15 protein-coding genes are annotated in these 13480 nt (G+C 71.0%); 7 read left to right on the forward strand and 8 right to left on the reverse strand.

The features are described from left to right. Positions 1 to 16 precede the first annotated feature (16 nt). The 3 genes from ACP96_RS18590 (at position 17) to ncsA (ending at position 2424) form a co-directional block, all read left to right on the forward strand. Positions 17 to 157, forward strand: a complete 141-nt coding sequence (locus tag ACP96_RS18590; protein WP_154020434.1) for a hypothetical protein — start codon at positions 17 to 19, stop codon at positions 155 to 157. Continuing rightward, the gene (kdgK1, locus tag ACP96_RS07840; protein WP_202593925.1) at positions 145 to 1110 is read left to right on the forward strand and encodes a bifunctional 2-dehydro-3-deoxygluconokinase/2-dehydro-3-deoxygalactonokinase; all 966 of its coding nucleotides are present in this window, start codon (positions 145 to 147) and stop codon (positions 1108 to 1110) included. Before ACP96_RS18590 ends, kdgK1 begins: the two co-directional genes overlap by 13 nt. 333 nt (positions 1111 to 1443) lie before the next feature. Continuing rightward, on the forward strand, positions 1444 to 2424 hold the full coding sequence (gene ncsA, locus ACP96_RS07845) for a tRNA 2-thiolation protein NcsA (RefSeq protein WP_050033083.1): 981 nt from the start codon (positions 1444 to 1446) through the stop codon (positions 2422 to 2424). An 18-nt stretch (positions 2425 to 2442) separates the two neighbouring features. Here ncsA and ACP96_RS07850 read toward each other — a convergent pair whose 3' ends face one another. The 4 genes from ACP96_RS07850 to ACP96_RS07865 form a co-directional block, all read right to left on the reverse strand. Then, entirely contained in the window at positions 2443 to 3462 is a 1020-nt protein-coding gene (locus ACP96_RS07850) for a hypothetical protein (protein ID WP_050032909.1), read from the reverse strand. After that, complete coding sequence (locus ACP96_RS07855; protein ID WP_050032910.1) at positions 3459 to 4583, reverse strand: glycosyltransferase family 4 protein; 1125 nt, start codon at positions 4581 to 4583, stop codon at positions 3459 to 3461. The genes ACP96_RS07850 and ACP96_RS07855 overlap by 4 nt, the downstream gene beginning before the upstream one ends. Beyond that, positions 4580 to 4957, reverse strand: a complete 378-nt coding sequence (locus ACP96_RS07860; protein ID WP_050032911.1) for a 6-pyruvoyl trahydropterin synthase family protein — start codon at positions 4955 to 4957, stop codon at positions 4580 to 4582. The genes ACP96_RS07855 and ACP96_RS07860 overlap by 4 nt, the downstream gene beginning before the upstream one ends. Before the next feature lie 100 nt (positions 4958 to 5057). After that, a complete protein-coding gene (locus tag ACP96_RS07865; RefSeq protein ID WP_050033084.1) occupies positions 5058 to 5927 on the reverse strand; it encodes a hypothetical protein in 870 nt (289 codons plus the stop codon). Positions 5928 to 6047: 120 nt separating this feature from the next. Here ACP96_RS07865 and ACP96_RS07870 point away from each other — a divergent pair, with 120 nt between their 5' ends. From ACP96_RS07870 to ACP96_RS07880, 3 genes are all read left to right on the forward strand, one after another. Next, entirely contained in the window at positions 6048 to 8012 is a 1965-nt protein-coding gene (locus tag ACP96_RS07870) for an aldo/keto reductase (protein ID WP_050032912.1), read from the forward strand. A gap of 71 nt (positions 8013 to 8083) precedes the next feature. After that, positions 8084 to 8470: a DUF7475 family protein gene (locus ACP96_RS07875; RefSeq protein WP_050032913.1), complete on the forward strand. Its 387-nt coding sequence runs from the start codon at positions 8084 to 8086 to the stop codon at positions 8468 to 8470. A 74-nt stretch (positions 8471 to 8544) separates the two neighbouring features. Then, positions 8545 to 9315 (forward strand): CDP-alcohol phosphatidyltransferase family protein, encoded by a 771-nt coding sequence (locus ACP96_RS07880; protein WP_050032914.1) that lies wholly within the window; start codon positions 8545 to 8547, stop codon positions 9313 to 9315. Between the two features lie 13 nt (positions 9316 to 9328). Here the strand turns inward: ACP96_RS07880 and ACP96_RS07885 are convergent, their stop codons facing one another. The 4 genes from ACP96_RS07885 to ACP96_RS07900 form a co-directional block, all read right to left on the reverse strand. After that, positions 9329 to 10375, reverse strand: coding sequence for a zinc-dependent alcohol dehydrogenase (locus ACP96_RS07885; RefSeq protein ID WP_050032915.1), 1047 nt, complete (start codon positions 10373 to 10375; stop codon positions 9329 to 9331). Between the two features lie 230 nt (positions 10376 to 10605). After that, on the reverse strand, positions 10606 to 11823 hold the full coding sequence (ftsZ, locus tag ACP96_RS07890; protein ID WP_050032916.1) for a cell division protein FtsZ: 1218 nt from the start codon (positions 11821 to 11823) through the stop codon (positions 10606 to 10608). Positions 11824 to 11827: 4 nt separating this feature from the next. Then, positions 11828 to 12007, reverse strand: coding sequence for a ribbon-helix-helix domain-containing protein (locus ACP96_RS07895; protein WP_004595187.1), 180 nt, complete (start codon positions 12005 to 12007; stop codon positions 11828 to 11830). A 217-nt stretch (positions 12008 to 12224) separates the two neighbouring features. Then, positions 12225 to 12827 (reverse strand): double zinc ribbon domain-containing protein, encoded by a 603-nt coding sequence (locus tag ACP96_RS07900; RefSeq protein WP_050032917.1) that lies wholly within the window; start codon positions 12825 to 12827, stop codon positions 12225 to 12227. Positions 12828 to 13018: 191 nt separating this feature from the next. Between ACP96_RS07900 and ACP96_RS07905 the strand changes: the two genes are divergently transcribed. Next, positions 13019 to 13477, forward strand: a complete 459-nt coding sequence (locus tag ACP96_RS07905; RefSeq protein WP_050026703.1) for a DUF7518 family protein — start codon at positions 13019 to 13021, stop codon at positions 13475 to 13477. Positions 13478 to 13480: the final 3 nt, after the last annotated feature.

The raw sequence follows: 13480 nt of genomic DNA on the forward strand, positions 1-13480 counted from the left end.
TCGCCGACGCTTCGGTATGCACACCGAAGCGACCGCAGTGACCGCAGTGACCGCCGCGACCCCGGCCGCCGCAGGGACCGCGGCGGCTGCGGCGACCGCGGCAGCTACGGCGACCGCGGCGACCGCGGCGGCCGCCACGAGGAGGTGGTCGGCGTGACGGATCTGGTGACGTTCGGCGAGACGATGCTCCGGCTCTCGCCGCCGCGCGGCGAGCGGCTGGAGACCACCGAGAATCTGGGCGTGCAGGCGGGCGGCGCGGAGAGCAACGTCGCGGTCGGCGCCGCCCGGCTCGGCGCCGACGCCGTCTGGCTCTCGAAGCTCCCGGAGTCGCCGCTCGGCCGCCGGATCATCGGCGAGCTCCGAAGCCACGGCGTCCGGACGGGCGTGTCGTGGGCCGACCCCGAGACGAGCCGACTCGGCACGTACTACCTCGAACACGGCGGCGAGCCGCGCGGGACGAACGTGATCTACGACCGCGCCGACGCCGCGATCACGACGGTCACGCCCGCGGAGCTGCCGACCGGGGCGCTGGAGTCGGCCGAGCGCTTCCACACGACCGGGATCACGCCCGCGCTCTCGGAGCGGGCCGCGGAGACGACGACGGCGCTGCTTCGCACCGCGGGCGAGGCCGGCACGACGCGCTCGTTCGACCTCAACTACCGGGCGAAGCTCTGGGACCCCGAGACCGCCCGCGCCGCCTACGAGGAGCTCTTCGAGCACGTCGACACGCTGTTCGTCCCCCGGCGGGACGCCCGCGAGGTGCTGGGCCGCGAGGGCGACGCGGTCGAGATCGCTCACGGGCTCGCGTCGGCGTTCGACTTCGAGACGGTGGTCGTCACCCGCGGCACGGAGGGCGCGGTCGCGCTCCGGAACGGCGAGGTGTACGAGCAGGGCGTCTTCGAGGCCGACACCTACGACGCGATCGGCACCGGCGACGCGTTCGTCGCCGGCTACCTCGCGAAGCGAACGGACGGGGGCGACGTGGCCGACGCGCTGGAGTGGGCCGCCGCGGCCGCCGCCCTGAAGCGCACCGTCGACGGCGACCTCGCGGTGATCACGCCCGGCGACGTCGAGAGCGTCGTCGACGGCGCGGGCGGGATCGACCGATAGCGACCCTTATAAATACGGTGCGGTGGCGCACGCCTCCGAGTGGCCGCCCTCGGCGGCCACGAGGAGCCCGTGCGAGGTCGCCGGCGCGTAGCGCCGGCTGCCAGAGGGACCTTCGGTCCCTCGCTGGACGCCGCGAGCGCTTTTAAGCGCGAGCGGCGAGGTTGGGGAGGCGTGAGGTTCGGGGCGGTTGCGGGGCGGTTGCGGTGCGGGGCGACCGAGGCTGTGGAGCTCTTCACCGCGGAGTCCGCGCTCGATGCGGACGGGTCGGTCACGGAGACGCGTTCACGTCTCGGCCCGAAACGGGTATCCGCGCGCGACCGCAACCCGACACCGATGGAGTGTGACAGGTGCGGCGACGACGCGATCCACCACGCCGCCTACTCCGGGGCGCACCTCTGTGGCGACCACCTCCGCCGGTCGGTCGAGAAGCGCGTGAAACGCCGCGTCCGCGAGGACACCCTGCTCGATCCGGAGGCGACGCCGGACGACCCCGACCGCTGGGTGATCGGCCTCTCGGGCGGGAAAGACAGCGTCGCGCTGACCCAGATTTTGGACGACGTGTTCGGGAAGGACCCCCGCGTCGAGATGCTCGCGTTGACGATCCACGAGGGGATCGAGGGATACCGCGACGAGAGCCTCGACGCCTGCGTCGAACTCGCCGAGAACCTCTCGCTCCGCCACGAGGTCGTCTCCTACGAGGAGGAGTTCGACGTGCAGATGGACGACGTGGTCGAGAGCGACCCCGAGAACATGGCCGCCTGCGCGTACTGCGGCGTGTTCCGGCGGGACCTCTTGGAGACGTACGCCGCCGAGTTCGACGCCGACAAGCTGCTCACCGGCCACAACCTCGACGACGAGGCCCAGACGGCGATGATGAACTTCCTCGAGGGCGACGTGCGACAGGTGGCGAAACACTTCGACGCCTCGCTCGGCCCCTTCGACGAGCGCGAGGGGACCGACGAATTCGTCCCGCGCGCCAAGCCCCTCCGGGACGTGCCCGAAAAGGAGATCGCCCTGTACTGTCACGTCCGCGACCTCCCGACTCACATGGCGGAGTGCCCGCACTCCTCGGAGGCGTACCGTGGCGAGATCCAGTCGACGATCCACGAGTTAGAGGAGAACCACCCCGGCGCCCGCCACTCGATCATGGCCGGGTACGAGGAGCTCTCCGCGCTCGCCGCCGAGACGTATCGCGAGGGGGGTGACGCCGCCGACGACTCGCCCGACCTCGGCGAGTGCGAGCGCTGCGGATCGAAGACGAGCCGCGACGTCTGCCGGAAGTGCCGCCTGCTCGACTCGATCGAAGCGGCCTGAGCCGGTCGCCGAAGCGAGTTATTCCTCCGGACCGACCCGCCCGAGCAGGTCGAGCTGGTGGGTGAGGTAGACGAGCTCTCCGGCGTCGACCTGCCGCCGGCGGCGGGCGAGCCACGCGTCGAGTTCGGCGGCCGGGTCCTCGTCGTCCTCCGACAGCGTCCTCGCCGACGGCCCCTCCACCGTCCCCTCGATCACCTCGCCGATCGCCTCCTCCACGGTGTCGAGGATGTACCGGAGGAAGAACGCCTCGTCGCCGGGGTAGGGCGACTCGGGAGCGGTCTGCCGATCCGCGCCCTCGACCGGCCGGACCACCCAGTCCGAGCCGGCGGCGCCGAGGAGCGAGGCGCCCTCGATTCCTCGGAGCCGCGCGAGAGCGTCGCCGCCGGCGCGGCTGCTTCCGCCGGGCTTGGCGTCCATGTGCGCGTGGTAGCGGCGCTCGATCGCCCGGTCGGCCGGGTGGAACGGGCGAAATCGCGTCCCCCCGTCGAACGTGATCGGGAAGTAGTACGTCCCGCCGGGCGCGAGCGCGTCGAGCAGGGTCTCGAGTCCGGTCAGATCGAGCACGTCGAGCAGCGCCATCCCGATTAGGGCGTCGAACTCGCCCGGTCGCTCCGCCGCGTACGCGACCGCGTCGGCGGCGACCGACTCGACCTGAACCACGCGCGAGTTCGTCTCGACGACGACCGCGTCGGTCTCGCCTCCGTCGGCCGCCTCGGCGACGGAGACCGGCTCGTCCCGGCCCGCGGCCCACTCCCGGAGGAACGGGTCGAGTCCGGCGAGCGTCCCCGCGTCGCGGTCGACGGCGACGTACCGGGTCTCGCCGGGCGGGAGCACCTCCCAGTCGATCAGGCGGGCGACCATCGTCCCGATGCCGGCCCCGACCTCCAGCACGCGGAGCGGTCCCTCGGTCGCCGCGGCGCGGTCGGCGAGCCGCTCGCGGAGGATCCCGACGAGCCGCCGGTCGAGCGCCCGGTCGTCGACGGTGCGCTTCGCGCGGAGGTAGCGCCGGAAGGCGGCGGTCTCGTCGTCGCCCGTCACGCCACCACCCCCGCCTCGGAGCCGGTATCGGCGACGACCTCGGCAAGCAGCCGCCTGACGAGGGCCGTCGACTCCGCCCAGCTCGGGTGACGCTCGTACCGTCGCCTGGCCGCGCGACTCATCTCCGCGAGCCGGTCGGGATCGGCCGCGAACTCGTCGAGCGCGCGGGCGACGGCGTCGGGGTCGTCCGGGTCGACGAGGACGCCCGTCTCCCCGTCTGTGACCGTCTCGCTCGCGCCGCCGGCCCGCGAGGCGATCGCCGGGAGGCCGAAGCTCATCCCCTCCAAGTAGACGATCCCGAAGCCCTCGTACCGCGAGGGGACGGCGAGGACGTGGCTCTCGCGGAGGGCGTCGGCCAGCGCGTCGTCCGACAGCCGGCCGGCGAAGCGGACGCGGTCGCCGAGCCCGCGCTCCCGGACCAGCCGCCGGACGCCGGCGACGTGGGCCTCGTCGACCGGTCGACCGACGACCGTGAGGTCGACGCGGGCGTCGGCGCGGGCCATCCCCTCGACGAGCGTGTCCAGCCCCTTCCGCGGCGCGAGGTTCCCCACGAACGCGACTCGGAGGGGGGCGGCGTCGCCGCCACGCTCGTCGCCGTCACGCTCGTCGCCGCCGCGCGACGCGGCCCGCGCCGCGATTTCGGCGTCGTCGATCGCGGGGTCGAACCGGTCGCCGGCGGGCGGCGCGACGACGGTGGCCTCGGGGTCGACGCCGAGGGCGGCGACGGCGTCGCGGGTCGCCGCGCTGTTGCAGACGACGCCGTCGACGGCCGCGAGGTACCGGCGTTCGACGGCGCGGTACAGCGGCGAGAGGCGGCGCGGCTCGCTCGCGCGCAGGTGGTGAACGATACTGACGACCGGATACGGGAGGTCGCGGTTGGCGAGGAGCAGCGAGGGGTGCGCGAGCTCGTCCTGTAACATCACGTCGACGTCGACGCGGAGGCGGTCCCGGAACCTCGGGAGCGCGTTGTCGAGCAGTCCACGCGGATACGCCCGCCACGGAAGTTCGACGACCTCCACGGTGTCGCCCGCTCGGCGGAGCCCCTCGACCAGCTTCCGGTCGTAACGGAACCCCCCGGACTGCTCGTCGAGGCTCCCGTACAGCGCGAGACCGACCCTCATACCGGCGCGTCGTAGGTCGCGGCGGCCGCGTCGTCCTCCCAGACCGTCACGGCCAGTTCGGCCACGGTCTCGTCGGTCACCGCGTCGGTCACGCGCTCGAAGATGACGCGGGCGAAGCGCTCGACGCTTGGGTTGTCCCCCTCGAACTCGGGGAGATCGTTGAGCAGCTCGTCGCGGTAGCGGTCGGCGAGGTCGGCGAGCGCCGCCTCGGCGTCGTCGATGTCGACGAGGTAGTCGTGGGCGTTCAGCTCCGGGCCGCGGAAGGTCAGTTCCACCTCGAAGTGGTGGGAGTGCGGCACGCCCTCGGGTCCGGGATCGGGGACCGTGAGGTAGTGTTGGGCCACGAAGTCCGTCAGGACCGTCGTCGCGTACATGGACCGATCTGAGGGGCGCGACGCACCTAAATCCGGAGGGTGGCGGTAGGGCGAGGCGGGGAGCCGCCGTCGCGGGACCCGGCGAGTCCTCCCGCCGTCGTCACAGGTAGCCGAGCGCTTCGAGCCGCTCGCGCTCGCCCGTCTCGCCGCGGACCCGGCTCACCGGCAGCGGCTCCGGCGGTTCGATCTCGGGGTCGAGAGTCCCGCGGTCGGTCCCCGCCGTCTCCGCCCACGGGACGGCGAGGAGGGCGGGCACCGGCGTGTGCATGGGGTGCCCGTACAGCCCCCACTCGCCGAAGAGGTTACCGTGGTCGGCCGTGATCGCGACGCGGCCGTCGACGTTGTCGACGAGCGTCGCTACCTCGCCGAGGACGTGTCGCAGGTTCGCCTCGTAGGCGTCCCAGACGCGCTCCTCGGAGACCTCGCCGCGCCGGAGCGACACCCACGGGTTCCCCTCGTTGCTGTGGCTGCCCGTCCGAGCCAGCCCGTCGTCGCCGTCGAGCGGGTCCGGGACGAACGGGTGGTGCGGCTGCATGTAGTGGACGACGAGCCGGTCGGGATCGCGCTCGTGGGCGAGCGCGACGGCCCGGTCGGTGATCGCCGCCGCCGGCACGGTGCCGATCGCGTCGTCCCACGCGTACTTCCACACCTCGTCGAGCGCCGCGAACGCGTCGGCGTCGAGGTAGCGGTCGGTCCACGTGTTTCCCGTTACCATCGTTGTCCGCGCGGTCTCCGGGTGGTCCACGAAGGTGTTCTCCAACCACTCCGAGGAGGAGCTCCCGACCGAACGGACGGTCTCGACGCGGCCGAGGAAGTCGAAGTCCGGCGCGACCGCGCGCAGCAGGTCGGCCCGACAGGCGTCGAGGACGACGAGGGCGTCCCACTCGCGGTCGAAGGCGTTCATCCCATAGTCGAGCCGCCGACCGATCGCCTGCAGCCCGCGCAGGTAGGCGGTCCCGAGGCGGCTCATTCCCGGCTCAGTCACGACTGTGGGTTGGCACGAGGCGACTAAACCGCTCCGGCGACGCGGGACGCGATCGTCCGCCCCCTCCGTCGGGACACCTATACGTCTCGCCGCCTCGATACGACCGTGAACTGTCTGTTCGTGGGGGCCGGAGCGATCGCGCCGGAGTACGCCGCCGGGCTGTCGGGGAGTTCGCTGTCGCTGGCCGGCGTCGTCGACCTCGACGGCGACCGTGCCGCGGCGCTGGCCGCGGCCCACGACTGCCGGTCGTTCACCGACCTGGAGACGGCGCTCTCGGCCGTCGACGCGCCGCTCGTGGTGAACCTGACGAGCCACGCGGCCCACGCGCCGGTGACGCGGACCGCGCTCGGCGCCGACCGCCACGTCTACTCGCAGAAGCCGCTCGCGCTCGACGCCGACGAGGCGAGGGAGTTGGTGGCGCTCGCCCGCGACCACGACCTCGCACTGGGCTGTGCGCCCGGGACCCCGCGGGCCCCCTCGCAGCGCCGCGCGGGCCGCCTTCTTGCGGACGGTCGACTCGGCCCGGTCGGGCTGGGGTACGCTCACGCCCACGTCGGCCGCGTCACCGACTGGCACGACCGCCCGGACTCCTTCCTCGAGATCGGCCCGCTGTACGACGGGGCCGTCTACCCCCTCGCGCTGCTGGTCGCGTGGTTCGGTCCCGTCGAGCGCGTCCGCGTCGCCGACGCCCTCGACGTCTGGCCCGAGCGGGAGGCGCGGCGGCCGTCGACGCCGAGCCACGTCGAGGCGACGCTGGCGTTCGCGTCGGGGCCGACCGTCAGGCTGACCGCGAGCTTCTACGCCCCCCACCGGAGCCGGGAGTTCTACGGGCTGGAGCTCCACGGCGACGACGGCTCGCTGTATCTGAAGGGAACCGGCGCGATGGACACCGCCCGCGATCACGTCCGGTTCGGGCGCGTCGGACGGGAGTACGTGAGCGCGCCGTCGACCTCACCCGAAGAGCCCTACGCGTACGTCGACGCCGTGGAGCGCCTCGCCGCGACCGTTGAGGCGGGCTCTCCCTCGCGGGCCGGGGGGCGCCGGGGCGCGCACGTCGTCGCCGTCTGCAACGCGATCGAGGCGGCCGCCGAGGGCGAGGGGCCGGTCGCCGTCGACGACTGCGGAGCGACCGCCGACCCGCCGCCGGCGCCGGTCGTCAGGCCGGGGGAGAGCGACCGGAGCGCGTCCGCGATCCGCCTCCCCGCCGTCGGCTTCGGCTGCTCGCGCTACCGCGACGGAGAGTACGTCGAGCGCGCCGACTCGATCGCGACCGCGCTCGACGCCGGCTACCGCCTCCTCGACTCCGCCGAGCTGTACGGCAACGAACACCGGATCGGGGAGCTGCTCGCCGCCCCCGGCGCGCCGGACCGCGAGCGCGTGTTCCTGATCGGGAAGGCGTGGCGCACCAATCACCGCCGCGAGCACCTGCTCGCCGCCTGCGCCGGCAGCCGCGAGGAGCTGGGAATCGACGCGTTCGACTGCTACGCGCTCCACTGGCCCTCGGCGCTCGACCACCGAGGCGAGCTGAATCGCCTCGCCGAGAAGCCGGTCGAGCGGCAGGAGGACCTCACGTTCCCCGAGGGCGAAGGCGGCGAGCCCGCGACCGCCGACGTGTCGCTTGCGACGGCGTGGCGGAACCTGGAGACCGTCCACGAACGGGGGTGGACCCGGACGCTCGGGATCTGTAACGTCTCGCGGGCGCAGCTAGAGACGGTGCTCGAAGCGGGCGATGTCGATCCGGCGCTCGTCCAGGTCGAACGACACCCCTACCGGTCCCGGACCGACCTCGTGGAGTTCTGTCACGAGCGCGGGATGCGAGTCGTCGCGCACTCGCCGCTGTCGGCGCACGGTCTCCTCGACGAGCCCGTCCTGAACGCGATCGGGACGGAGCGGGGGCTCTCGCCCGCGGAAGTCGTGATCGCGTGGAACGCCTCTCGGGGCGTGGTGCCCATCCCGTCCAGTACGAGCGAGTCGCACGTCGTCTCGAACCTGGCCGCCGGGAGCGAGCGGCTGACCGCCGACGAGATCGCACGGATCGACGCCCTCCGGGATCCGGACTTCGAGCGGTAGGGGATCCATAACTGACCAGATCCCGCCGATCGGGGCGGTATTCCTATGTGACAGAAGTCCGTGTGTGTGGTATGGCAACGTCTGAATCTCGGCAGCGGACCGTCGATATCGGCTCGTTGAACGGCCTCCATTGGGTGGGTATCGTCGCGGCCCTGATCTCCGCCGCCGTCCACCTCCTCCTCGGTGTTAGAATGTTCCCGTCCCCCATGGGAATCAGTTTCATCCTCGCGGGGCTGGGCTTCGTCGGGGGCGTCGGTCTCTTGCTGATCGACTACCGCCGGCGCGCGGTGTACGGGGTCGGAATCGCCTTCACCCTCGTCCAGATCGTCCTCTGGTACGCCGTCAACTTCGCGGGCGGACCGAAGTCGTTCCCGGCCGATGTCGGCACGCTCGGCGCCGTCGACAAGATCGCACAGGTCGCGTTGATCGCCGTGTTAGTCGTCCTCCTCCGCCGATAGCCGTGCCGCGTCGGAACTGCCGACCACGACCCGGGCGCGCCGCCCCGATCACCGAGGCGAGGGGTGACGAGTAGATGGCCGAGGCCCGCCGGCGACGATCCGTTCGCGTCGGGGTCGGCGTCGGGCTCCCGCTCGTCGCCGCGATCGCGCTCGCAGCCCTCCTGTTGCGGCTGTTCCCCGCGGACGAGATGGGCCGATGGGGGCTCTCTCCCGCCGTCCTCGCCGGGGTCTGCTGGGCCGGGCAGCTCTGGTACGTCGGCTACGGGCTCGGTCCGGGGCGGCTGACCGGCGGGTTCTGGCGGCGGCTGCTCGGGCTGGCGAACGCGGTTACGCTCGTGCGGGGAGCGCTGTACGCCGTCGTCGCCGGGTTCGTCGTCGTGCCGCCGGCGACGACGCTCGCGTGGGTGCCCGCGCTGTGTTACGGAACCGGCGTCGCTCTCGACAACCTCGATGGGACCGTCGCGCGGACGGTCGGTCGAGAGACGGATATCGGCCGCCGGCTCGACATGGCGTTCGACACCTTCGGGTTCGTCGCCGCGCCGCTGGTGGCGGTAGTGTGGGGGCTACTGCCGGTCTGGTACCTCTCGATCTCCGCCGCGCGCTACGTCTTCCGCGGGGCCGTGTGGCTGCGGCGCGTCCGCGGCCTCCCCGTCGGCGACCTCCCCGACAGCGATCTCGGCAAGTACCTCGCGGGCGTGCAGATGGTCTTCGTGACCGTCGCGCTCGTCCCGCCGGTGCCGACGGATCTCGTGTGGACCCTCGCGCCCGTCGTCCTCGCGCCGTCGCTGGCGGTGTTCGCACGGGACTACCTCGCCGTCAGCGGGCGGCTCCCCGGCCGCCGGTGAGCGCGGCCGGCGCTCACGAGTACTCGAGAATCACCTGTACCGCGGCGTCGGGCGCCGAGTCGAGCAGCTCGTACGCCTCCGGCGCGCGCTCGAAGGGGATCCGATGGGTGATTAGCTCGTCGGCGGGGATCCAGTCGAGCCGATCGAGCGCCGCGTCCATGCGTCGGTCGCGGTCCCAGCGCCCCCGGAGCTCGGGACTGATCGTCGACACCTGACTGGAGACGATGTCGATCCGGTCCCGGTGGAACCGCCCGCCCAGATCGATCGGCTCGCGTTTGGTCCCGTACCACGAGCCGACGACGATCCGCGCGTCGTAGCCGACCGCGCCGAGCGCGTCGTCGAGCGCGCTCGGCTGCCCGGACAGCTCGATCGCGAGGTCGGCCTGCTCGACGGCAGGATCGGTGTCGACGGGGTCCGTGTCGGCACGGTCTACGTCGGCAGTCTCGGTGTCGGCGAGGTCGGCCGGCGTCGTCGTTCGGTCGGCGCCGAGCGCCGCGGCGAGCGTCCGACGGCGCTCGATCGGATCGACCACGACGAGCGATTCCAGCGGAAACGCGGCCAGCAGTCGGGTGACGCAGAGTCCGATCACCCCGGCGCCGAAGACCACGACCCGCTCTCCGAGCCGGGGGGCAGCGTCGAGGACGAGGTTCGTCGCGGTCTCGACCGAGGGGAGGAGCGACCCGGCGGCCGGCGTCGTCTCCGGCGGGAGCGCGAGCACCGAGTCAGGCGTCGCGCGAAAGCTCGTCTGATGCGGGACGAACGAGAACACCGGCCGGCTGATCCAGTCCGGATCGACATCGGCGCCAACCTCGCGGACGACGCCGCTCGCGGCGTAGCCGTACCGGAGCGGGTACGACAGGTCCCCGTCGAGCGCGTCGAGGGTCTCGTCCGCCGGGAGGTCGGACGGCATCTGGTCGCGGTACACGAGCAGCTCCGTCCCGGCGCTTATCGCCGACGCGCGGGTGTCGACGAGCAGTTCGTCGGCGGCCGGCTGGCCGACCGCCGTCTCCCGGAGTTCGACGGTCTCGGGCCCGGTGAAATAGAGTGCTGCGTCGGTCATCGGGTCGCGAACTCGGCACGATCGTTGGCGACGCCCGAGCGATACCGACCGATTCGGCTCGGCTGGTGACGTGACACGTAACGTCCCACGGACCGTGCGATGTTAAGTCCTCGCGCCGTCGGCGGAGCGCGTCGAAACCGACGGATGGGCGATGCGTGGACGGACACGAAAAGAGCGAAATCAAAACGAGAAGTGGAAAGCCGCGTCGGCGGTCGGTCGCCGCGGGATGCCTAGCGGATGACGTCGAGGCCGTTGCTCTTCTCAGTCGGCTTGCTGCCGCCGTCGGACTCCCACGCCCCCTGGTCGGCGCCGCCCGAGACCGCCGCGTTGCCGGCGGTGCCGTTCGTCTCGGCCGCCCGCGAGCGCGAGTCGCCGAGGTCGTCGGCGTCCACCGCGGCGCGGGACTTGTCGGCCTGCTTCTGCGTCGAGGGGCCGAGCACCTGCGCGCTCTGGACGCCCGTCATGATCGCCATGACGCGGACCTTCCCCTTGTACTCGTCCTGGATACGTGCGCCCCAGATGACGTTGGCGCTCGCCTCCAGCCGCTCGGTGATGTTGTTCGCGATGCCCTCGGCCTCTTTGAGCGTGAGGTCCGGGCCGCCCGTGATGTGGACGAGCCCGCCGCTCGCGCCGCGGTAGTCGACGTCCAAGAGCGGGTGGTTCATCGCGTCGTTGACCACCTCTTGGGTCTTGTTCTTGTCCTGGGTCTCGCCGACGAGCATGACGGCCACGCCGCCCTGGTTCATGATCGTCGACATATCGGCGTAGTCCAGGTTGATGAGGCTCGGCTGGGTGATCGTCTCGGAGATCCCCTTCACCGTCTCCGCGATGATCTGGTCCATCACGGAGAACGCCTTCCCGATCGGCAGGTTCGGCACGTAGTCGAGCAGCCGGTTGTTGTCGAGGACGATGATCGAGTCGGCCTCGTTACGGAGGGTTTCGAGTCCCTCCTCCGCCTTCACCGTGCGGGCGCGCTCGACGTTGAACGGCGTCGAGACCATCCCGACGACGATGGCGCCCTGCTCTTTGGCGATCTTCGAGACGACCGGCGCGGCGCCGGTACCGGTGCCGCCGCCCATCCCGGCGGTGACGAAGACGAGGTCGGCGTCGCCGAGCACCTCTTTGATCGTGCCTTGGGCCATCTCGGTGGCGCGCTCGCCCATCTTGGGGTCGCCGCCGGCGCCGAGCCCCTGCGTGAGCGACTTGCCCACGAGGATCTTGGTGTCGGCCTCGATCATCTTGAGGTGCTGTTTGTCCGTGTTGATCGCGACGGTGTCGGCGCCGTCGACGCCGATGTTGTACAGCCGGTTGACCGTGTTGTTCCCGGCGCCGCCGGCACCGACGATGACGATTCGGGGGTCCCCGAACTCGTCGTCGTCCATGTCGACGTCCATGTCGCGCTTCTCCGCTTCCGCGTTGTCGAGTGCGTCCTGAACGAGATCTTGCATTAGTTTACACCTTCGCCCAGTTGCGGTTGCGGCCGCGCTCGTCGCGCTCGCCGTCCTGTTCGTTCAACATGTCGCGGACGGCCGACCGGATCGCCTCGCTCCGGTTCGGGAACTCGCCCGTCTCGACCATCTGTTCGACTTCGTCGATCTGCTGTTTCGGGATTCGTAGTGTCACACGCTCCATTGGTATTCCCCCGGTAAGACGGCGAGCACGCGACGCGTGTGTCTTACAGCGACAAATCGCCCGACGACGGAGGGTCACCCCGACTCGGACGGTCGCTGTAAGACGACCGTCTTACGCAGATGTAGTCACCGAGGCTACCAATATAAAAGTACCGGAGGGTGTAAGACATATCTCGAAAACGGCCGAATTTTGGCGTATACGGGTATTCAGAAGTCGATTACTGATCCTTCAATACGTCGGCAGCGGGAGTTCGGCGCCCGCAGCCGGGGCAGAACGCCCAGTCGGTCCGGAGCTCGTCGCCGCACTCGCAGAACGCTCGGTGGGATTGCTTTTCCCCACAGTTCGGGCAGTAAACGTGGTCAGACGGGACGTTTTCGCCGCATCCGCCACAGACGTTTTCCCGCGTTTGCACGTCCGGATCGGCGTGCGTCTTACGCGTCTGCGCGTCGGCGTCCGAGGTCGTCTCACGCGTCACACTCGCGTCGTCCTCGTCGGCTCCCGGAGCCTCGAGAGTGACGTTTACGTTGATCTCACCGGCGTTTCCGGGCGTATACGTCCCGTGAGGTGCCGGCGAAGGCGCCGCCGGTCGGTCACCGAACCGCTCGTCCAGCGCGGCGTCGAGCCGATCCGCGATGAGGTCGTCGATCCGATCGGCCAGCGCGTCGTCGACACTCGCGTCCGACGCGCCCACGTCGTCGCCGTCGGCCGCGCCGCCGAGGTGGGTCCGGAGCGCCTCCCGCATCACCTCGCTTTTGGAGGCATCACACGCTTCCAGCCGCTCGACGAGATCGTCGTCGGCCCGGAAGGTGATCTTGCTCATACCGAACCGATATCAACCCTCACTACAAGTATCTTCTCCTCGTGTCCGACGATCGACAGACACGTTTCAGTGGGGTGAAACGTGTCTCTTCGGCGCCGCTCAGAAACCATGTGGTACGGACACACCCATGTGGTACGGACACACATGTCTGACGCAGATTTATACGGCCCGCGTGGGCATACGTGTGTATAATGAGTAACCGGGTCGAGGATCTCGAACGACAGGTCGCGGAGCTACAGGCGGCGGTCAACGGGCTCACCGAGGAGCTCGTCGAGATGAAAGAGCGCGTCCGACAGGTGGAAGACGCTCAGGAGGTGTCCGTCGCGGCCGACGCCGCCGGGTCGACGGAGTCGACGGAGTCGGCGGAGCCGGCGCAGGACGGATCGGCTGACGCGGCAACCGAGGAGTCCGAGGCGACCGGCGGCGAGCGCCGGACCCACTCCGACGACCACGTCGAGGTCGTCGAGCGGACCGACGACGGGCCCGGGGCCGAGGAGTCCGAGGCGACGGACGGCGACGCGAGCGCGTCCGAGGGCGACGTAATCGTCCCCGAGCAGGAGGCGACGACGCCGGACGCCGAGGCCGCCGAGGGGTCAGACGCGGACGGAGAGGGCGACGAGGAGTCCGACAGCGACATCATCGTCGCGTAACCG

It is taken from the genome of Halorubrum halophilum, from assembly GCF_000739595.1.
Taxonomy (GTDB): domain Archaea; phylum Halobacteriota; class Halobacteria; order Halobacteriales; family Haloferacaceae; genus Halorubrum; species Halorubrum halophilum.

Excerpts from the sequence above, each read along its gene's own strand:
- ACP96_RS18590 (WP_154020434.1), top strand. The coding sequence starts at position 17 with ATGCACACCGAAGCGACCGCAGTGACCGCAGTGACCGCCGCGACCCCG.
- ncsA (WP_050033083.1), top strand. The coding sequence starts at position 1,444 with ATGGAGTGTGACAGGTGCGGCGACGACGCGATCCACCACGCCGCCTAC.
- ACP96_RS07855 (WP_050032910.1), bottom strand. The coding sequence starts at position 4,583 with ATGAGGGTCGGTCTCGCGCTGTACGGGAGCCTCGACGAGCAGTCCGGG.
- ACP96_RS07860 (WP_050032911.1), bottom strand. The coding sequence starts at position 4,957 with ATGTACGCGACGACGGTCCTGACGGACTTCGTGGCCCAACACTACCTC.
- ACP96_RS07865 (WP_050033084.1), bottom strand. The coding sequence starts at position 5,927 with ATGAGCCGCCTCGGGACCGCCTACCTGCGCGGGCTGCAGGCGATCGGT.
- ACP96_RS07875 (WP_050032913.1), top strand. The coding sequence starts at position 8,084 with ATGGCAACGTCTGAATCTCGGCAGCGGACCGTCGATATCGGCTCGTTG.
- ACP96_RS07880 (WP_050032914.1), top strand. The coding sequence starts at position 8,545 with ATGGCCGAGGCCCGCCGGCGACGATCCGTTCGCGTCGGGGTCGGCGTC.
- ACP96_RS07885 (WP_050032915.1), bottom strand. The coding sequence starts at position 10,375 with ATGACCGACGCAGCACTCTATTTCACCGGGCCCGAGACCGTCGAACTC.
- ftsZ (WP_050032916.1), bottom strand. The coding sequence starts at position 11,823 with ATGCAAGATCTCGTTCAGGACGCACTCGACAACGCGGAAGCGGAGAAG.
- ACP96_RS07895 (WP_004595187.1), bottom strand. The coding sequence starts at position 12,007 with ATGGAGCGTGTGACACTACGAATCCCGAAACAGCAGATCGACGAAGTC.
- ACP96_RS07900 (WP_050032917.1), bottom strand. The coding sequence starts at position 12,827 with ATGAGCAAGATCACCTTCCGGGCCGACGACGATCTCGTCGAGCGGCTG.
- ACP96_RS07905 (WP_050026703.1), top strand. The coding sequence starts at position 13,019 with ATGAGTAACCGGGTCGAGGATCTCGAACGACAGGTCGCGGAGCTACAG.